Origin of the sequence: Paraburkholderia sabiae (genome assembly GCF_030412785.1) — a bacterium.
Classification (GTDB): domain Bacteria; phylum Pseudomonadota; class Gammaproteobacteria; order Burkholderiales; family Burkholderiaceae; genus Paraburkholderia; species Paraburkholderia sabiae.
Map to the genome: position 1 here is coordinate 3,547,079 of NZ_CP125295.1, position 19,203 is coordinate 3,566,281.

At 62.7% G+C, this 19,203-nt stretch carries 20 protein-coding genes; 10 read left to right on the forward strand and 10 right to left on the reverse strand.

Annotated features, from left to right (window positions below):
• Position 1 precedes the first annotated feature (1 nt).
• The 3 genes from QEN71_RS15900 to QEN71_RS15910 all read left to right on the forward strand — a co-directional run bounded on the left by QEN71_RS15900 (position 2) and on the right by QEN71_RS15910 (position 2,349).
• A complete protein-coding gene (locus QEN71_RS15900; RefSeq protein WP_233471688.1) occupies positions 2-931 on the forward strand; it encodes a carbohydrate ABC transporter permease in 930 nt (309 codons plus the stop codon).
• Positions 928-1,773 carry a carbohydrate ABC transporter permease gene (locus QEN71_RS15905; RefSeq protein WP_201648554.1) on the forward strand — a complete coding sequence of 282 codons (846 nt, stop codon included), beginning with the start codon at positions 928-930 and terminating at the stop codon, positions 1,771-1,773. Before QEN71_RS15900 ends, QEN71_RS15905 begins: the two co-directional genes overlap by 4 nt.
• A 138-nt stretch (positions 1,774-1,911) precedes the next feature.
• The gene (locus QEN71_RS15910) at positions 1,912-2,349 is read left to right on the forward strand and encodes a carboxymuconolactone decarboxylase family protein (protein ID WP_201648553.1); all 438 of its coding nucleotides are present in this window, start codon (positions 1,912-1,914) and stop codon (positions 2,347-2,349) included.
• An 81-nt stretch (positions 2,350-2,430) separates the two neighbouring features.
• Here QEN71_RS15910 and QEN71_RS15915 read toward each other — a convergent pair whose 3' ends face one another.
• Positions 2,431-2,706 carry a hypothetical protein gene (locus tag QEN71_RS15915; RefSeq protein WP_201648552.1) on the reverse strand — a complete coding sequence of 92 codons (276 nt, stop codon included), beginning with the start codon at positions 2,704-2,706 and terminating at the stop codon, positions 2,431-2,433.
• A gap of 148 nt (positions 2,707-2,854) precedes the next feature.
• On the opposite strand from QEN71_RS15915, the gene QEN71_RS15920 reads away from it, so the two are divergent.
• Positions 2,855-3,565, forward strand: a complete 711-nt coding sequence (locus QEN71_RS15920; protein ID WP_201648551.1) for a dienelactone hydrolase family protein — start codon at positions 2,855-2,857, stop codon at positions 3,563-3,565.
• 53 nt (positions 3,566-3,618) lie between these two features.
• On the opposite strand, the gene QEN71_RS15925 is transcribed toward QEN71_RS15920, so the two are convergent.
• The 3 genes from QEN71_RS15925 to QEN71_RS15935 form a co-directional block, all read right to left on the reverse strand.
• Positions 3,619-4,377: a YoaK family protein gene (locus QEN71_RS15925; protein ID WP_201648550.1), complete on the reverse strand. Its 759-nt coding sequence runs from the start codon at positions 4,375-4,377 to the stop codon at positions 3,619-3,621.
• A gap of 193 nt (positions 4,378-4,570) precedes the next feature.
• Positions 4,571-5,005, reverse strand: coding sequence for a hypothetical protein (locus QEN71_RS15930; protein ID WP_201648549.1), 435 nt, complete (start codon positions 5,003-5,005; stop codon positions 4,571-4,573).
• Positions 5,006-5,196: 191 nt separating this feature from the next.
• Positions 5,197-6,012, reverse strand: coding sequence for a class I SAM-dependent methyltransferase (locus tag QEN71_RS15935; RefSeq protein ID WP_201648548.1), 816 nt, complete (start codon positions 6,010-6,012; stop codon positions 5,197-5,199).
• Between the two features lie 93 nt (positions 6,013-6,105).
• Here QEN71_RS15935 and QEN71_RS15940 point away from each other — a divergent pair, with 93 nt between their 5' ends.
• Positions 6,106-6,474: an ArsR/SmtB family transcription factor gene (locus QEN71_RS15940; RefSeq protein WP_201648547.1), complete on the forward strand. Its 369-nt coding sequence runs from the start codon at positions 6,106-6,108 to the stop codon at positions 6,472-6,474.
• Positions 6,446-6,943 carry an SRPBCC family protein gene (locus tag QEN71_RS15945; RefSeq protein ID WP_201648546.1) on the forward strand — a complete coding sequence of 166 codons (498 nt, stop codon included), beginning with the start codon at positions 6,446-6,448 and terminating at the stop codon, positions 6,941-6,943. Before QEN71_RS15940 ends, QEN71_RS15945 begins: the two co-directional genes overlap by 29 nt.
• 35 nt (positions 6,944-6,978) lie before the next feature.
• Here QEN71_RS15945 and QEN71_RS15950 read toward each other — a convergent pair whose 3' ends face one another.
• Together QEN71_RS15950 and QEN71_RS15955 are read right to left on the reverse strand one after the other, a co-directional pair.
• Positions 6,979-8,310, reverse strand: coding sequence for a sensor histidine kinase (locus QEN71_RS15950; protein WP_201648545.1), 1,332 nt, complete (start codon positions 8,308-8,310; stop codon positions 6,979-6,981).
• Between the two features lie 104 nt (positions 8,311-8,414).
• A complete protein-coding gene (locus tag QEN71_RS15955) occupies positions 8,415-10,385 on the reverse strand; it encodes a CaiB/BaiF CoA-transferase family protein (protein WP_201648544.1) in 1,971 nt (656 codons plus the stop codon).
• 166 nt (positions 10,386-10,551) lie between these two features.
• Between QEN71_RS15955 and QEN71_RS15960 the strand changes: the two genes are divergently transcribed.
• The gene (locus QEN71_RS15960; protein ID WP_201648543.1) at positions 10,552-11,451 is read left to right on the forward strand and encodes a LysR substrate-binding domain-containing protein; all 900 of its coding nucleotides are present in this window, start codon (positions 10,552-10,554) and stop codon (positions 11,449-11,451) included.
• A gap of 27 nt (positions 11,452-11,478) precedes the next feature.
• Here QEN71_RS15960 and QEN71_RS15965 read toward each other — a convergent pair whose 3' ends face one another.
• The gene (locus QEN71_RS15965) at positions 11,479-12,282 is read right to left on the reverse strand and encodes an enoyl-CoA hydratase/isomerase family protein (RefSeq protein WP_201648542.1); all 804 of its coding nucleotides are present in this window, start codon (positions 12,280-12,282) and stop codon (positions 11,479-11,481) included.
• 10 nt (positions 12,283-12,292) lie between these two features.
• A complete protein-coding gene (locus QEN71_RS15970) occupies positions 12,293-13,060 on the reverse strand; it encodes an SDR family oxidoreductase (RefSeq protein WP_201648541.1) in 768 nt (255 codons plus the stop codon).
• Positions 13,061-13,351: 291 nt separating this feature from the next.
• Between QEN71_RS15970 and QEN71_RS15975 the strand changes: the two genes are divergently transcribed.
• Positions 13,352-14,656: an MFS transporter gene (locus tag QEN71_RS15975; RefSeq protein WP_201648540.1), complete on the forward strand. Its 1,305-nt coding sequence runs from the start codon at positions 13,352-13,354 to the stop codon at positions 14,654-14,656.
• Positions 14,657-14,718: 62 nt separating this feature from the next.
• A complete protein-coding gene (locus tag QEN71_RS15980; RefSeq protein ID WP_201648539.1) occupies positions 14,719-15,891 on the forward strand; it encodes a thiolase family protein in 1,173 nt (390 codons plus the stop codon).
• 51 nt (positions 15,892-15,942) lie between these two features.
• Here QEN71_RS15980 and QEN71_RS15985 read toward each other — a convergent pair whose 3' ends face one another.
• Positions 15,943-16,944: a fatty acid desaturase gene (locus tag QEN71_RS15985; protein WP_201648538.1), complete on the reverse strand. Its 1,002-nt coding sequence runs from the start codon at positions 16,942-16,944 to the stop codon at positions 15,943-15,945.
• Between the two features lie 31 nt (positions 16,945-16,975).
• Positions 16,976-18,019 (reverse strand): sugar ABC transporter substrate-binding protein, encoded by a 1,044-nt coding sequence (locus QEN71_RS15990; RefSeq protein WP_201648537.1) that lies wholly within the window; start codon positions 18,017-18,019, stop codon positions 16,976-16,978.
• Positions 18,020-18,169: 150 nt separating this feature from the next.
• Here QEN71_RS15990 and QEN71_RS15995 point away from each other — a divergent pair, with 150 nt between their 5' ends.
• Positions 18,170-19,201 (forward strand): LacI family DNA-binding transcriptional regulator, encoded by a 1,032-nt coding sequence (locus tag QEN71_RS15995; protein WP_201648536.1) that lies wholly within the window; start codon positions 18,170-18,172, stop codon positions 19,199-19,201.
• Positions 19,202-19,203 lie beyond the last annotated feature (2 nt).

The following is a 19,203-nucleotide window of genomic DNA, read 5'->3' on the forward strand; positions in this document are numbered from 1 at the left end:
CATGAGTACCAACGCCCAAGCATCCGTCGACCAGGCGCGCGCCGGCCGTTCCATCGCCCCACGCGCCGCCGCGCCCTGGTGGCTGATCGCGCCGAGTCTGATCCTCGCGCTGTTCATCATCAGCTATCCGATCTTCAACATCGTGTGGCAGTCGCTGCACGAGGTGTCGCGTTTCGGTGCGATCCGGGATTTCACCGGTCTGAAAAACTTCTACACGGTGTTCGCAGACCCCGTGTTTCTCGATTCGCTGCGCCGGACTGTTGTCTGGACCGCGAGCGTGGTGGGCGGCACGGTGATCATCTCCGTGCCCGTTGCGCTGGTGCTGAATCAGGACTTCCACGGCCGCGGCATCGCGCGCACGATCGTGATGTTGCCGTGGTCCGTATCGCTGACGATGACGGCCGTCGTCTGGCGCTGGGCCTTCAACGACGATTACGGCATGGTCAACGTCACGTTGCAGCGGCTCGGTTTGATCGGCGGCCCGATTCATTGGCTCGCTACTCCCGAGCTGGCGTTTCCCGTCGAAATCGCCGTCGGCATTCTCGTGTCGATTCCGTTCACGGTAACGATCCTGCTCGGCGGTTTGTCGTCCGTGCCCGGCGATATCTACGAAGCCGCGCGCATCGACGGCGCAAGTTCGTGGCAGCAGTTCCGCCAGCTGACGCTGCCCTTGCTGCGCCCGTTCGTGAACATGGCGATCCTGCTGAACGTGATCTACGTGTTCAACTCGTTTCCGATCATCTGGGTGATGACGCAAGGCGGCCCCGACAACGGCACGCATATTCTCGTCACTTACCTGTACGAACTCGGCTTCAGGCTCGGACGTCCGGGTCAGGCTGCGGCCGTGTCGCTCGTGATGCTCATCATGCTGTTCGTGTTTTCGGTGCTCTATTTGCGCGTGCAGCCGTCGAAAGAAGGAGAGCCCGCATGAACGTGAAAATGAAACGCACCGTGTGGTGCTGGCTCGCGCTGTCGCCGCTCATCGTGGTCGTGCTGTTTCCGTTCGCCGTGATGCTGTTCACGGCGTTGAAGCCCGCGCAGGAAGTGTTCATTTATCCCGCGCGCTGGTTGCCCGTGCATTGGCAATGGCAGAATTTCGCCGACATGTGGACGGCCGCGAATTTCGGCGTCGCGCTGCGCAACAGCACGATCATCAGCCTGCTTTCGACGGCGCTCGCGCTCGCCGTCAGCCTGCCCGCCGCGTATGCACTCGCGCGCTTTCCGTTTCGCGGACGCGGGCTGTATCGACAGTTCCTGCTCGTCACGCAGATGCTCTCGCCGATTCTGCTGGTGGTCGGCCTGTTCCGTCTCGCCGCGATGATTCCGTATGGCGACGGCAATCTTGTCGATTCGAAGATCGGCGTGATCGTGTCGTATGCAGCGTTCAATATCGCGTTTGCGGTGTGGATGCTGTCGTCGTATTTCGCCACCGTGCCGCGCGATCTGGAAGAGTCGGCGTGGCTCGAAGGATGCAGCCGCACGCGCGCGGTGTTCAAGGTGTTTCTGCCGCTCGCGGTGCCCGCCATTGTCGTGACGGCCATCTTCACGTTCATCAACGCGTGGAATGAGTTCGCCGTTGTCTACACGCTGATCCGCTCGCCCGAAAACAAGACGCTCACCGTGCAGGTCACCGATATGGTGGCGGGCAAGTATGTCGTCGAATGGCATCTGGTGATGGCCGCGACGTTGTGCGCGACGTTGCCGGTGTCGATCGTGTTCGCGTGGCTTCAGCGATATCTTGTGAAGGGCCTCGCGCTCGGTGCGGTCAAGTAAGGTCTTTTAACGACGGTGATGGCGCGCTGCGAAGTGGTTACCTGTAAATCGTAAAAATTGGCCATTTCATATGGCCAGTTTCACGCCTAATCTTCATGTGTGGCGCAGGTAAAGCGCACTCTCACTGAGGAAACCATCATGGAACAGCGTCTCGACTTCTACAAAGCCAACCCGCACGCGATCAAGGCGATGCTCGCGCTCGAAGAGCGCATCAACAAGAGCGACCTCGAAAAGTCGCTGACGGAACTGGTGCGTCTGCGCGCATCGCAGATCAACGGCTGCGCGTTCTGCGTCGACATGCACACCGCCGATGCACGTAAGGGCGGCGAAACCGACCGTCGCCTGGCGACAGTTGTCGTATGGCGCGAAACGCCGTTCTTCACGGCGCGCGAACGCGCGGCACTGGAATGGACGGAAGCGTTGACGTTGATCTCCCAGGATCACGTGCCCGACGCCGTGTGGGAAGCCGTCAAGCCGCACTTCAGCGAAGCCGAACTGGTCGACCTGACGTTGCTGATTTCGGCGATCAATGCATGGAACCGCTTCGCGATTTCGTTCCGGAAATTGCCGTCGTAATGCGGGCGTTCGCGTAGTACGTGTCGTGTGAAGAAAGCGGGCAATGCCCGCTTTTTTGTTTTCGAGCGACGGCGCATGCCGTCACGACGGCTTCGACCCACGCCACGTCCTGATGAGCAGGATCACGGCGGCAGGCACGTGCACGATTCCGAAGCCGAGAGCGAACGCGATCCAGTGCGGCACCGGTGTGGCCGATGCAAATGCCGATGTCGCGCCGAACAGCAAGCCTGTGATGATCAACGCCGCGTGCGCCACTTCGCGTTTGACGATGCCTCGCGTGAAGCGGGGAATCTCGTAGTGCGCGTAAATGACGGCGGCGAGCGTGAGCAAAGCGGCGAGAACATACACGGGAATCATGGCATCTTGCGAGCGGCAGTCGTACCTGCAACGTTGCGCGCAAACGCTATGCCGCTTGCAGCGCGCTTTCAATTCACGCGAGTCCGTGAACCTGCATGTCACACGCGTTGGCGCTATGCTAGTGAGTCCATTCAACAGGAACACACTCATGAACACGACGACGGGATCCATGGTCACTTTTAGCCGCCCGGACGGCAAAGAACTGCAAGGTTATCTCGCGGCGCCCGAAAAAACGGAAGGCGCGCCCGCGGTGGTCGTCATTCAGGAATGGTGGGGCTTGAACGACCAGATTCGCGGTGTCGCGAACCGTCTTGCGGCTGCCGGTTACTTCGCGCTCGTGCCCGATCTGTATCGCGGCAAATCGACGGTCGAAGAAGAGGAAGCGCATCATCTGATGGATGGGCTCGATTTCGGCGATGCCGCATCGCAAGACGTTCGCGGCGCGGTTCAGTACCTCAAGCAGAAGTCCGGTCGCGTCGCGGTGATGGGCTACTGCATGGGCGGCGCGCTGACGTTCCTCACGCTATGTCAAAGCCCCGAGGTTGCGGCGGGCGTCGTGTTCTACGGATTCCCTCCGCTCGAGTACATCGACGCGTCGAAGATCAAGGCGCCCGTGCTCGCCCATTGGGCCACGCAGGACGCGTTCTTCGCTGCGGCAACCGTCGATACGCTGGAATCGAAACTGCGCGAAGCAAATGTCGATGCCGAGTTCCATCGCTATCTCGCGCATCATGCGTTCGCTAACGAAACGGCTGTCGGCCATAGCCGCATCGCCGGCACGCAGTACGATCCCGTCTGGTCGCAAATGGCGTGGGACCGCACGCTGACGTTCCTCGGGCGCAGGCTTTGGGAAAAGTGATCGCATGAATAAAGCCGCGCGCGTGTCATCGAGACTGCGCGCGGCCCGAAGACTCACCGCCCGCGTCGCGGATACCTCAACAGATCGTCGGCAACGGGCACGACCGCGAGCACGAGCAGCAGCGCCGCCAGCGGCACCGTCGCCGCAAAGCCCACCTGCTTGAACGCGATCGCACCGGCCAGTCCGCCCGCCAGAAACATCCCGAGCAGCGACGCGAGCAAACCGAGCCGACGCATATCTGCGCCGACATAGCCCGCTTCCGTCGACGCGACGCCCCGGTTCCAGTACAAGCCTTTGCCGATTTCGATGCCGAGATCCGTCACGAGTCCCGTGACGTGCGTGGTGCGGATTTCCGCCTTCGATATCTTGGTGATCATCGCGTTCTGCAGGCCCATCACGTAGCACAGCACGGTAACCGTGGCCGGAACGTACAGCAGACGATGTTGTTCGAGGTTCGCGCCGAGCATGCCGAAACACAGCAGCAACAGCCCTTCGAGTACGAGCGGCATCGCGTAGACACTGTGCGTGCCTCTGCGCCGGCCCCAGTTGATCAGAATGGCCGAACTCGCCGCGCCGGCGAGAAACGCGAAGATCGAACTCGCCGCCGACAGCACGAACGCGAGGTTGCCGAGCGCGAGATTGTCGGCGAGCGACGACACCATGCCCGACATGTGCGATGTGTACTGGCCGATGGCGAGAAAGCCGCCAGCGTTCGCGGCACCCGCGACGCCCGCAAGCGCGAGGCCTAACCGCCGGTTGGCGGCGTCGGTGCGAGCGGCCGAGGTAAAGCCGCGAAGATAGTCGACGGGCACGATATGGCTGCAAAAGAAGGGAATTGCATCAATCCTACCTTCAAATTGCGCCTATCTCGTTCTTGATCGACGACAGCAGCCTGCGATGATTTGTCGCAGGCAAAGGCTGCGAACGCGTGGCGGGTGTGCCCGTCGCGCCCGTCAGGCCCGCGAGTTCGCGACAGGGCGAACCCGCAAGCGTCAAGCGCGACGATCAGTCCTGATAGTGGTGCTTGTGTTTGCGCTTGTGGTAGCCGTGCGAATAGTCGTCGGCGTACGAGTTGGAGCGCGAAATGTTGCCGCCGAGCGCAGAGCCCGCGCCGCCGCCCAGCGCCGCGCCGACCAGACCGCCTCCGCGGCCGCCCATCGCGTTGCCGGCTGCCGTGCCCGCGCCGCCGCCCAGCGCGCCGCCGATGATCGCGCCCGTGCGCTCGCGACGATTCGACGTCACCGCACCGCCCGCGCCGCCGCCGACTGCACCGCCGATCACGGCGCCCGTGCTGCCGCCCACCGCGCCGCCCAGTGCCGCACCCGCCACACCGCCGAGCGCGCCGCCAAGCGCATTGTTCATGTCGCCGGCCAGTGCCGGCAACGACGTCGCAGCCGTCAGCGCTGCAATGGCCACCATCTGAATGATTCGCTTCGACATAGTTAGGTCTGTAGTTTTTGAGACGGCGCGAGTATAACCGGGCATCTGAAAGGCTTCCGTAACGCCGTCCCGCCCGTCCGGTAAGAGGTGTAACAATTTCCGCCGGGCATCGGTCGGAATGCCCGGCACACAAGGCGCGCGCGGATTTTGTGCGAACGTTTCGCACCACGGCAACAGACTATTTCGCGGATTCAACGTTGTGCAGTGACGACGTGCGCTTGAAGTTTGCCGACGATTGCGCTATCGCCGAAACGCGCTCGAATGGCTGCGGCGCACGCCGATGTCGCCTCCTCGAGCGTCGCGCCGTGGCGAGCTTCGATTTCGCCGCGCAGCGGCGTGCCCTGGCAGAACGCCATCGCCGCGATTTCGGCGGACTCGGCGTGCCCGCGTTTCGCAATCGTCTCGATGCGCGGTTGTGCGTCGAAACCGCCGTCCGCGAGATCGCGCGCGATGACGGCGGTATCGCTATAGCCGTGCGGCACGCGCTGCATGAATCGCGGCGGATCGCTCGGGTAGAGCGTGTCGAGCGCGGCCGAAACCGTCTCGGTCACCGTGTTCTCTTCGATTCGATCCCACACGTTGAACAGCAGCACGCCGCCGCCTCGAAGCACGCGCCGCATTTCGGAAAAGGCGTGCGGCCTGTCGGGGAAGAACATCGCGCCGAACTGGCAGATGACGAGATCGAAGCTGCTGTCGTCGAAGGGAAGTTGCATGGCGTCGGCCTGCTGCCACGTCACCGGCCTGCTCGCGCCGGTTTGCGCAGCGCGGTCGAGCATCGCCTGGTTGAGATCGGTCGCGACGATCTCGACATGCGGCGGCAGCACGTCCGCCATCGCTCGCGTGACGACGCCTGTGCCCGCCGCAATCTCCAGTACGCGCGTCATGTTGATCGACCCGAGACGGCTGCCGAGGTCGCGCGCATACGGCTCGAAGAGCATCGGCACGAGATAGCGCTCGTAGATTTCCGGTATCGAACCGGTAAAGCCTGTGTCGTTGAATGTGCTCATCGAACGCCTCCCGTTGCCGCGCTCGAAGCAGCGGCGATGCAAACAGCTTAGACGAGAGTTTCCATCGCGACGATTTGTTCTATACTTAGCCATATGGCTAACCATCATGTAACGATAAGCGACGTGTTTCAGGCGCTGTCCGATCCGACCCGTTGTGCGATCGTCAGCATGCTCGGGCGTGGCGCACAGACGGTCTCGGTGCTCGCGCAGCCGTTCGACATGGCGTTGCCTTCGTTCATGAAGCATCTCGCCGTGCTCGAGCACAGCGGCCTCATCCGCACGCACAAGACGGGCCGCGCGCGCACATGCGAGCTGCTGCCCGCGAAGTTGTCGGAAGTCGAAACATGGCTGGCCGAACAACGCGCCGTATGGGAAGCACGATCGGACCGCATGGTCGAATTCGTCGAAAACCTTCACGAAGAGGAGCAGGCTCATGGCAAACGAAGCCGTCGAAAACGCTGACGCAAACGATCTCGTCATCACGCGTTCGCTGCGCGCGCCAGTTAGCGCGCTGTGGCGCGCGTGGACCGAACCGGATTTGCTCAAGGAGTGGTGGTGTCCGAAGCCCTGGACCACGCAAGTTCGCGAGTTCGACCTGCGTCCCGGCGGCGCATTCCACACCTTCATGCAAGGTCCCGATGGCGGCACGAGCGACAACCCCGGCTGCTTTCTCGAAGTCGTTCCGCAGGCACGCATCGTATTCACGTCGATGCTAACGGCGGGCTGGCGCCCCAACACGCCGTGGCTCGGCTTCACCGCCGAAATCGCGATGTCCGCGGAAGGTGCGGGCAGCCACTATGTTGCGCGCGTCATGCATCCCGACGTCGCGACGCGCGACCGGCACGAACAGCTGGGTTTCTTCGATGGCTGGAACACCTGCATCACGCAACTCGACGAGTTCGCTCTCGCACTCGCACTCGCGACGAAGTAAGCGCGGGCCGGACAAACGGCGTTGACGCAGGCCGATCAGCTTCGCAACGGATGCCGATAAGACGCGCGCAATCCGCCCGCGACATTCTCCAGCACAAGCTGACCGCCGCTGCGCCGGGCGATTTCCGACACGATCGACAACCCGAGTCCACTGCCCGCCGCGACCGTGCCGGGCATCCGGTAAAACGGTTCGAGTACGCGCAGCAACTGATCGTCGGGGATGCCCGGCCCGGTGTCCGTCACCTCGACCAGCAGATTCCCCGCGCTGCGCGTCACCGACACATCGACCTTGCCGCCCGCGGGCGTATAGCGCACGGCGTTGTCGACGAGATTGCGCAACACGATTGCCAGCGCCGGGACATCGACGATCACGTCGATATCGTCGACCTTCTCCAGCCCGAGATCGACCTGCTTGCCCTGCGCCATGTCGACGGCATTGACGACGGCATCCGTGGCGAGTTGTCGAAGGGAAACCGCCGACGGCTCGATCGTCGAGCCATGCTGCGAACGCGCAAGCGCGAGCAGCTGTTCGACGAGCCGCACCGTGCGCCGCAGCGCAGCCTGAAACGTGACGAGCCGTTCGCGGGCGACATGCGGATTGCCAGCGGCGCCGAGATGCTCAGCCTGCAACGACAGCGCCGCAAGCGGCGAACGCAGCTCGTGCGCGGCGTCGGCGATAAACCTGCGCTGCTGCGACATCGCCTCCTTCAGCCGCCCGATGAGCCGGTTGATCGACGTCACGAACGGCAGCAGCTCTTTGGGGATGTCCTGCTCGGACAGCACATCGAACGTCGCGTCGTCCTGTTGATCCACGACCTTTGCGAGTCGTCGCAACGGCAACAACATCCGCCGCACGAGCACGACCACCACGACGATCAGAACAGGTGTCAGCGCAAGCATCGGCAGCGGTGTTCGCAATGCGCCGTCGCTGGCGATTTCGTCGCGGATCGCCGAACGCTCCGCAACCGAAATGCGCTCGCCGTTCGTCAGCGTCCGCACGCTGACGCGCCAGCTCTGGTGCTTGACCTCGACGTTATGCATGCCGTCCGCGAGACCCGACAGTGTGGAAACGGGAATGAGCGCATCGGTATCCGTCGAAGGCTTGTCGAGGCGCGAGATGACGAGCCGCACGTCCTCGTCTTCGCTGCCGTGCCACGCGGCGGCCGATCGCGTGAGGACGATTTCCCCGCTATCGATCAACGCGCCGATTTCCCGGAGATGGCCGTCCTGCAGTTTATTTGCCTCGACATACGCGGCCGCAAACGACACAACGCACGCGGCCGCGCTCAGCGCCACGATCACGCATGCGATCCACCACGTCAGCCGCACCGCGATAGATCGCGAAGCGCCTCCCCGTCGATTATTCATTCGACACCTCTTATATGGAACTGCAACACATCGCTGCTGTGGGGCGCAGCAAAGTGGCAGATATCCTAATGCATTAGAAGGTGTCGCTGCGGTGAGAAATATTCTCAGACGGCGAGCGTTGCGAAGAGCGGCGACGCCGTTCGCGTCGGCGCGCCCGGCACGGCACGCACGCGCGCGGGCGTGCGCGACAGGCGATACGGCACCTTGAGGACGGGCCAGAACGCACCGTTCGCATCGCGCGCGACGCTCAGCACGTCCGCGAGAAAATCGCCGTCCTCGATCAGTTCGTGCACGCGCGCGACGGGCACTGCGCTGACGCCCGCTTTCGCGAGCGCCGCAACCGCCGACGCACGCGTCAGCACGCTACAGCGCGCCTGCTTTGCATGCGCTGCGAGCGCTGCTGCATCGGCATGCTCATCGCTTTCCAGCCACACATGTCCGTCGATGCACGCGACGGCGATTCCCTGCCGCTCCGGGTTGCCCGAAGCAAACAGCGCACACCAGGCGGCGACATCCTGCATCGATATTTCGACGAACGTGCCGTCCTGCCGCGCCGGACCGGCAAGGCAAGCGACGATCGCGAGCAGCGCCGCCTGACCGCCGAGAATATCCGCCCCCGACGCGCCGAGCTTGACCGGCTCGCCTGCGCTGCGTGTCAGGTCCATGAGACCGCCCATCGCCTGAATCACCGTATCGAACGCGGGCCTGGCGGGATACGCGGACGCGATGCCGAAACCCGAAATCGAGCAATAGATCAGACGCGGATTGATCTTGCCGAGCGCATCGCGATCGAAGCCGAGTTTCGCGAGCGCACCAGGACGCAGATTTTCGACGAGCACGTCGGCGTCGGCGAGCAGCGTGCTCAGATATGCGCGGTCGGCTTGCTGCTTCAGATCGAGCGCGATGGTCTGCTTGTCGGTGTTGTTGAGCGCAAAAAAGTAACTCGTGCCCGCCTGACCCGGCGTCCATGAACGCGCCACTTCGCCATCGGGCGGCTCGATCTTCACGACTTCCGCGCCGAGCGCCGCGAGGTGCTTGCCGACGAGCGGCGCCGTCGTGTACTGGCCGATCTCGACGACCTTGATGCCCGCAAGCGGGCCCGCATGCGGCGCGGCTTCTCGATCAGTGCACGGCGCAGCGCATGCGTCGTCGGTCAGACGCGCAGTATTGAAGATCGAGACGCGCTTATACGTGTCACCGTCGATGCCTTGCGTGTCGATCTGCATCGCAGCATCCGCGTGACGCATGCGGAAATTCGGCTCCTTGCTCAACTCCTCGACGGACACGATCGGCCCGGCCGCCACGCCGATCTGCTCGCACACCTGCGAGCATTCGCTTGTGGTCAATGTCGACGTCCACGTTTCGATCAACGCATCGAGTTCGTCGACGTGCGCCACGCGTTCACGCAAGCTCGCGAAGCGCGGATCGTCGAGTTGCGGCGCGCTGGCTACGTCCTTGATCTTGCGCCACTGTTCTTCGGTGCTGGTGCAGATGAGGATCCAGCCGTCGCGCGTCGCGTAAGCATTCCACGGCGCGCAGGCCGGATGCCGGTTGCCGACGCGGCCAACCGTTCCTTGCGCGAACGCCGTCGGCAGAAACGTCGTGAGCGCGCTGGCGGCGCAACCGAATAGCGTCACGTCGATGTTCTGCACGATGCCGCGCAACCGCTTCACGCGAACGGCCGCCGCAATTGCCGCGCACGCATAGAGCGCCGCCGAAATCTCCGTGAACGGCACGCCGATGTGCACGGGTTCGCCATGCGCGAATCCCGTCGTGTCCATCAATCCGCTGATCGCCTGAATCTGCGCATCGGAACCGCGCATGCCCACGCGCGCATTTTGCGGCCCCGTAGCGGTGATGTCGCACACGATATGCGTAGCGGACGCCTTCAGTTCCGCGATCACGCTACGCTCGTCGGCCGAACTCACGTCCGACGAAACCACGATCACGTCGTACCCTTGCGCAGCTTGCGCGCCGCCGAACGTCACCTGCGCGCCCGCGCGTTCGAGCAGCGTCGCGCCGAGCCTGACTGCGTGGCGCGTGCCCCAGGCCAGAATTCGCACACCGTCCAGCATGGTTGTCTCCTTGAGTCTCACTTTGAACCAAAGATACGGCGTGTCGCAGCCGCGCTCAAACGACATTTCCTGCGCGCTCGATTGAGTTTTGCTGAGGTCGCCGCGAGCGCGTTTCTACGTAGCTTTCCCGGCATTCGCCGAGCGATACGCGTGCTACCATTTTTCGATGCGAACCCTTCCGTCACTCAACGCACTGCGTGCCTTCGAGGTCTGCGGCCGGCTGCTCAGCGTGCAGCTCGCCGCGAACGAACTCAATGTCACGCCCGCGGCCGTCAGCCGGCAGATCAAGCTGCTCGAAGACCAGCTCGGCGTGCTGCTGTTCGAACGCGGACATCGCGCGATCGCGTTGACGCCGATGGGCGAGCGCTATCTCGCCGACATCGTGCGCGGCTTCGAAACGATGCGCACCGCGACCATCAATCTCACGGAAGCGCGCCGCCGCCGCACGCTCAAGATTCGCGGCTACACCACTTTTTCGATGAACTGGCTGCTGCCGCGTCTGTCGACGTTTCATCGCGAGCATCCCGACATCGAAGTGAGTCTCACGACGTCGCTGCAACCCGTCGACTTCAACACCGAAGACGTCGATGCGGCGATCCGACTGTCGCACGCGCCTTCGTCGGATGTCGGTCATGATCGACTCGTGCCGAACGAACTCGTGCCTGTGTGCAGCCCCGAGTTCCTGCGCGCGCATCCCGATCTCACCGACGCCACGCCCGAAGCGCTGCGCAATGTGCCGTTGCTGCATTCGCTGGCGCGTCGCGAGGACTGGGCGAAATGGCTCGACGCGGCGGGCGTGCGCGGCGTGAATCCGTTGAGCGGACTCAGCTACGAAAGCTCGATCCTCGCGTACTTCGCGGCGACGCAAGGCGTCGGCGTCGCGATGGCGCAGCGCGTGCTCGTCGCCGATCAACTGCGCGACGGCACGCTCGTGACGCCCTTCTCTTTCGTGCTCGATCTGGGCGCGTTCACGTACTACCTGATCTATCCGCGCGAACATCTGTCGAATCCCGAGTTCGCCGCGTTTCGCAACTGGCTGCTTTCGATCGGCGAAGCGGGCCGCTAACGGCTTGAACGCGGCTTCAACGCGGCATCAACGCCCCTTGAATTGCGGCTTGCGCTTCTCGGCGAACGCCTTGCGTCCTTCCACGCGATCTTCCGAATCGCGCATCGCGCCCCACGCCAGCTCCGTGAATTCGAGCGCCTGTGCAAGCGGCACATTGCTGCTCGTTTCCGCGACCTTCTTGATCATCTGCACGGCGAGCGGTCCATTCGACGCGATCGTGCGTGCGAGTTCGCGCGCCTTGTCCATCAGCGCTTCGGGCTCGACGACATCGGACACGAGGCCGACGCGCTCCGCATAAGCCGCATCGATCTTGCAGCCCGTCAGCAGCATCTTCATCGCGATCGCGGACGGCACGGCTTTTTGCAGCGCCTGAATGCCGCACACGGCGGGAATACTCGCGACGACGGCTTCCGGCAAACCAAACACCGCGCTGCTCGACGCGATTCGCAAATCGCATTGCAGCGCGAGTTCGAGCCCGCCGCCGAGGCAGTATCCATTGATCGCGCCGATGATCGGCTTGAAGAGGCGCAGCGAACTGAGGTCCATCAATCGCACGTAGATGCCTTCCGCCGCGGCGCGATCGATCGAGCGCACGAATGACGAACTGAAATTCGTCGTCGGCGGGAGCGTATTCTTCAGATCCGCGCCGACGCAGAACGACTTGTGTCCCGCGCCTGTGAGCACAATCACGCGCACCTCATCGTCGTCGCGCGCTTCGGCGAGTGCCGCACGCAGATCCTTCAGGCTGTCGAGATCGAGCGCGTTGAGCGCCTCGGGCCGGTCGAGGCTCACGGTCGCTACATGCTCCGACACGCTGTAGTGAATGGTCATTTCAAGCTCCTCACACGCTCGGCGAAGACAGCGAACGGCCGCCGCACACGTAGAGCGTTTGCCCCGTGATGTACGACGCTTCACGTTGCGCGAAGAACAACACGGCCTGCGCGATATCGTCCGGCGTGCCGATGCGCTGCACCGGTACCGACTTCTTCAGCCGTTCCTGAAGCTCGGCATCGAAGGCCTGAAACAGCGGCGTATCGACGATACCGGGCGCAACCGCATTCACCGTGATCCCCGCGCTCGCCCATTCGAGCGCGAGGCTGCGCGTGAGGCTCACGACGCCGCCCTTCGCCGCCGAATAGTTGGACTGGCCGACGCCGCCCAGCCACGCGCGCGACGAAATGTTCACGATGCGCCCGTAACGCGCGGCGCTCATGTGCGCGAGCACCGCGCGGCAGCACAGAAACTGCGACTTGAGATTCACGCCTATCACGGCGTCCCAGTCGTCGTCGCTCATCTTCGTGATGCGCTTGTCGCGCACGATGCCCGCGTTGTTCACCAGCACGTCGATGCGGCCAAAGCGCTCGACGACGGCTTCGACGGCTTCGTTCACGGACGCGCCATTCGTCACATCGACGGGAAGCCCGATCACCTCGGCGCCTTCGGCCGCGAGCGCGCTGGCAGCGTGATCGAGCGCCGCGCGGTCGAGATCGAACAGCGCGATGCGCAAGCCCTTGCGGGCGAGCGCCGCCGCGATGCCGAAGCCGATGCCCTTCGCGCCGCCCGTGACGATGGCGACCTCGGCGGACGGGTTGTGAGGGGATGCGTTCATGACGTGTCTCCATGGAATGAAAGTCTGTGGATTCCATGCTAGGTCGCGCGACACACCGCATTCAAACGACTTTTTTCGCGGTTTCGATTGACTTTCTCTCAATCGAAACGCTGCACAAAAAATCAATCGACAGCGCAAAAAAAGTCGTTTGCGTGGCGTGGTTTGCGAAACCTAGGATGCGTCCATGTGCAGGGCCAAACGCTGAACAGCACGTTTCGAGCGATACGTCCGGCACTTTCCGCATGCGTCGTGCAACCCGCGCGCGCTCACCACAAGAGACACGGAGACAACATGGACACCATCCTTCCGGGCGTTGCCCAGCCATCCGACACGCCGCTCACGCGAGCGCAGCGCAAAGCCATCGTCGCGGCGACGCTCGGCACCATCGTCGAATTCACCGACTGGATCATCTACGCGACCTTCGCCGCGCTTTTCTCGCGGCACTTCTTTCCGGCCAACAACGATCGCGTGTCGCTGCTGTCGGCGTTCGCAGTGTTCGCGGTCGGCTTCGTGATGCGGCCGATAGGCGGCGCGCTGCTCGGTGCATATGCTGACCGGCATGGGCGCAAGAACGGCCTCGCGTTGTCGGTCGCATTGATGGCGGGCAGCTCGCTCGTCATCGCCGTGTGTCCCGGCTATGAATCGATCGGCATTGCCGCACCGCTGATCCTCGTGCTCGCGCGTTTGATTCAAGGCTTTGCTGCGGGTGGCGAATTCGGCTCGGCTTCGACGTTCCTGATCGAATCGTCGGCTCCATCGCGCCGCGGCTTCGCGGGCTCATGGCAGCACTTCGCGGTCAACGCAGGCGTGCTGGTTGCCGCATTGATCGGTGCGATTCTCACGTCGCTGATTGACCATGCGGGCATGGCGAGCTGGGGCTGGCGCGTCGCCTTTGCGATCGCCGGATTGCTCGGCTTCGTCGCGCTGTGGGTGCGGCTCGCGGTCGCCGAAACGGATGCGTTCAGAAAGAGCGCCGCCACGCATCAGCGCACGCGTCATCCGTTTCTCGTGATCGTTCGCGAACATCGACGCGCCGCACTGCGCGTGATCGGTATCGCTATGGCGGGCAATCTTTGCGTCTATCTGTGGCTCGTGCTGTTTCCGACGCTTGCGCATCTGCGCACCGGTTTGCCGCTGCACGATGCGTTCAACGCGAGCGTGATCTCGATCGTCGTGTCGCTGATCGCAATTCCGTTCATCGGCAAGTTGTCGGATCGCATCGGCCGCAAGCCTGTATTGCTCGTCTTCGCAGGCGGTTCCGCGCTGTTCGCATGGCCCGCGCTGCACTTCCTCAGCAACGACTTCTGGAGCGCGACCGCTATCGTCACGATCGGCATGCTGCTCTCGTCGGGCTTCGCTGCGACCTGCGCAACGGTGATGGCCGAACAGTTTCCGGCTCATGTGCGAGCTACGGGCGTGGCGTTGCCTTACGCGGTATCGGCGGCGCTGTTCGGCGGCACGCTGCCCTACATCGTCACCGCAATGTCGAGTTCGGGTCTGTCGCAATACCTGTGGGTCTACGTCGCGACCGTGTGCGTCGTCGGCTTCGTGGTCTATGCGCGGATGCCTGAGACGCGCGGAAAAGTTCTCGACTGAGCGCGCCGCGTCGACGCGACATCAGCTTCTGAAATTCAGCAGGTCAATCATTGGAGGCAGCAATGCGTAAAGTGGTTATTGGTGGCGTCGGCATGACGTCCTTTGGCAAGTTTCTCGATCGCAATCTGAAGTCGCTCGCTGAAGAAGCGGTATCGCTCGCGTTGAAGGATGCGCGCGCCAGCGTGGACGATGTCGATCGCATCTTCTTCGGTAATGCGGCGGCGGGCGTCGTCACGGGTCAGGAGATGATTCGCGCGCAGTCTTCGCTGCGCAATACGGGGCTCGACGGCAAGCCGATGTTCAATGTCGAGAACGCATGCGCGTCCGGAAGTTCGGCATTGAATCTCGCGTGGCTCGCAGTCGCTTCGGGGCAGTCGGAAACCGCATTGGTCGTCGGCGTCGAAAAGCTCACGCACGAAGACAAGGCGATTTCGTTCGGCGCGTTCGCAAAGGCCGTCGATCTCGAAGAGCCGCTGCCCGAAGGCGTAACGACGGGAACGGGCTCGCTTTTCATGGACCTTTACGCGGCGAAAGCGCGCAAGTGGATGGAAAAAACGGGCGCCGAAGCAAGCGACTTCGCACGCGTCGTCGTGAAGAGCCGCCGCGCGGGATCGCTGAATCCGCATGCGCAGTTCCGCAACGAAACGAGCGTCGACGAAGTGCTCGCGAGCCGCATGGTCAGCGATCCGCTGACGCTCTTCATGTGCTCGTCGATCGGCGACGGCGGCGCTGCGTTGTTCATCTGCTCGGAAGAATATGCGGCGAAGCACGACATTCGCCCCGTGTTCATTCGCGCGAGTTCGATCGTGTCGGCGAAAGCGGATGGTTCGGGCGAACTGGTCGCCGTGCGCGCGGCGAACGCGGCGTATGAGGAAGCGGGCATCGGGCCGTCGGATGTGCATGTCGTCGAACTGCACGACGCGTCCGCACCTGCCGAACTGATTCACTACGAGAACCTGGGCCTGTGCGCACCCGGCGATGCGCCGAAGCTGATCCGTTCGGGTGACACCGATATCGGCGGACGCGTTTCGGTGAATCCGAGCGGCGGTCTGCTGTCGCGCGGTCATCCCGTTGGCGCAACGGGCGTCGCACAGATCGTCGAACTCACGCAGCAGTTGCGCGGTAAGGCAGGCGCACGGCAACGGCCTGGCGCGAAGGTGGCGCTCGCCGAGAACAACGGCGGTCAACTGGCGGGCGATTCGGCTGTCGCGCTGGTCACGATTCTGTCGACCTGATCTTTGGAGTCGCGCCGCGTCTTGCATGCGGCGCGACTTCATCATGCTCTTTCACGCGACAGCGTTGCCACGCTTGCCCACAGGCAATTCACGCACAACGACATACTCAGGGTCGCGCCGTTGCTTCGCGAAGATCGTCAGGATTTCGCGCCATGCGGACCACAAACCATCGTACGGTTGCGGCATTTGCGACGCCAGCGCTTCATGGAACTTCGGCAATGCATGGAACGGCACGCTCGGAAACATGTGATGTTCGATGTGGAAGTTCATGTTCCAGTAGAGAAAGCGCACCACCGCATTCACCTTCACCGTGCGGCTCGACACGCGATGATCGAGCACGTTCTCCTTCAGGCCGGTATGCTGCGTCAGCGCGCACAACTCGTGCAGCCATGTTCCATATGCACGCGGCAGAAACAAGAACATGATGGGCAACCAGCTATGCGCAAGCACGGCCCATACGAATACCGCGACATAGCAGGCCAGCAGCACACGCGAGTTATCGCACATCTTCTTGTACTCGGCTTCGGGCACGACCTCTTTAGCGCCCTTCGTGACGATGCCGAAGCTATGCAGAAAGATCGCGCTGAGAAACTGCATGCCATGCGACACACGCACGAAGTCCGTCAGCAGCTTGATATAGCTATGCGGGCGATGCTTGAACGCGAGTTCAGGGTCTTTATAAGGCGCTGCCGTCAAGTGCGTGTACGTGTGATGCTTCGCGTGCAGCCAGCGGCTGTACACCTGCTCGCGCCACGACATGAAACAGATGACCCAGTAGACCGCTTCGTTCAGCCAGCGCGTCTTGAACACCGTGCCGTGTCCCAACTCATGCGCAGCGGCCTCGCTGAATGCAAACACGGTTCCATACAGCAGAAAAGCAGGAATCACCCACGCCGTGCCGAGCGAGAACCACGCGAGCGCACCCGTCACAACAACAAGGGCAAAGAAGCCGCCCGCCTGCACGAGCCCGCGTGCATCGGAGCGCGTGGAGAAGTCCTTGAGCGCCTTGCGGTCGATGTCGACGCGGTGCCACGAATGCATGTCGATGTTCATTGCGTTTTTCCTTCGCGAAGTGCAGTGATGACTAGCGATATGAACCGGCGTACTTCTGCACGGGCGCGATGTTGTCGCGGGTGACGAAGCTCGGCCCCGAACTGACCGTCGAGCCCGTATAGACCGGCTTCAGGTCGTACTTCGCGAGACGAGCGCTCACCTTCTTGTCGTCCTTGAGTGCCGCGACGATGCGAGCGGGGTCGCTGGTTTTGTCGCGGATCGCGATCGCCATTGCCGCGACGGACAGATAGCCCTGCAAATACGGCTGCTGATCGATCGCGAACGCGATCTGCCCGGACTGGATCGACTTGAGGATGTCGGGCGAAAGATCGAACGTAGCGACGTAGATCTTGCCGCTCATGCCCGCGTCCTTCACACCGCGCAATACGCCCGTCGCCTGATCGGGGCCGAGTGCGAGGATCGCTTGCGTCGTCGGATGCGAACGCAGGTATGCGGCGACCTTGCTTTCGATCACGGTCGGATCTTCGCCGCTGTCTATCGTCGACTTCTTGTAGTCCGCACCGATCGCATCGGCGAACCCTTTGCAGCGGTCCCACAACGCCTGAATATCCGCACCGTGATTCACGCACAGAAACTCATGGATGCCCGCCGCTTTCGCGCGCTCGCCGGCCGCTTTTCCTGCCTCGTATTCGGGCTGACCGATATGCAGCAGCGCGCCGAGCTTCATGCCGGAATCAGGGCCGCCGTTGATCGTGACAAGCGGAATATGCTTCGCCTTCACGCCTTGCAGACCCTTCTGGATCATTTCGAAGTTCGGCACCGTCGTGATCACGCCCGAGTAGTTGCGCGCCGCCGCCTGTTCGAGAATGCGCACCATGTCGCCCGTATCGCCTGAGGGCGGATTGCGGTAATCGACGGGCACGTTGAAGTCTTCGCTCGCGTCGCGCATACCGTTCTTCACGGTGTTCCACCACACGTTCGAATCCGAGCCGTGACTGACCATCACGAAGCGCTCTTCGGCGGCGGCGCTGTTTGCGGTGAAACCCGTGACGAGCGTGAGTGCCGCGAGCGCAGCGGCGATGCGTTTGAATCCGGGGAAGCGGGGCTTGTCCATGATGCTTGTCTCCTGAGTTCGACGGAATGCGCCTATACGCAGCGTCTTTTTCGATGACGCCTGTTCGCTTCCGGTGGTTAAAATCTAGTTGATCGAATCTCCGCTCTCAAACGGTTTGTTGAGGACATTTCCTCAAACGGGAGACACGGCATGAACGTCAGAAGAAAGCCGACGATGGAAGATGTCGCGAAGGCATCGGGCGTCAGCTATTCGACCGTAGAGCGCGTGCTGAACGGGCGTGGCGGCGTTGCGCGCGAGAAGGAATCGCGCGTGCTCGAATGGGCGCGCAAGCTCAAGATGGACCGTGCGCTCGACGAGGTGTCGGTGCGCTGGCTGCGCATCGCGATCCTTACGCAGAAGCCTTCGTCGCCGTATTACGTGGCGCTGCGGCAAGGCTTCGAACTCGCGCAGAAGTCGTTCGAAACGCATCGCGTGGTGTGTCATCTCACGTTCTTCGACGACCTCGAACCGCAATCGCTCGCGGCCGTCATCAATCGCGCGTCGCAGAAGGCCGACGCGATGATCGTCGTGGCGTACGAGCACAGCGTCGTCGTCGATGCGATCTCGCGCGTGGCACGCAAAATCCCCGTCGTGACGCTCGCGAGCGATCTGCCCGATACCGGGCGGCTCGCATACGTCGGCATCGACAACCGGTGCGCGGGCAGAACCGCTGGCGAACTGATGGGCCGCTTCATCGGACGCGACGGCGGACCGGTCATCGTGATCGCAGGATTGCGCACGTATCTCGGTCACGAAGAACGCGAAGGCGCGTTCCGATCGGTGATGCGCCGCAAGTTTCCCGCGTGTGAAGTGGTCGCGACGGTCGAGAGCCGTGAAGACGAGAAATCGACCGAACGACTGACACGCGATGCCTTCAAAAAGTACCCTGATTTAAGGGGTATTTACAATCTCTCAGTCGGCGATGAAGGTATTGCACGCGCGCTCAAAGCATTAAAGCGCGAACAGTCCACCGTGCTGATCGGCCATGAACTGACCGAGATCAGCCGCGCACTGCTGATAGAAGGCGTAATGGATGCCGTGCTCGATCAAAGCCCGTTCGTCGAAGCCGTGCGCGCCGTCGAAGCGATATTGGGTCACTACAACCGCGGCACGCCTTCGGGTCTTCCATTGCAGACACCGATGTCGATCTACCTGCAAGAAAACCTGCCGCCCGTTGCATGATG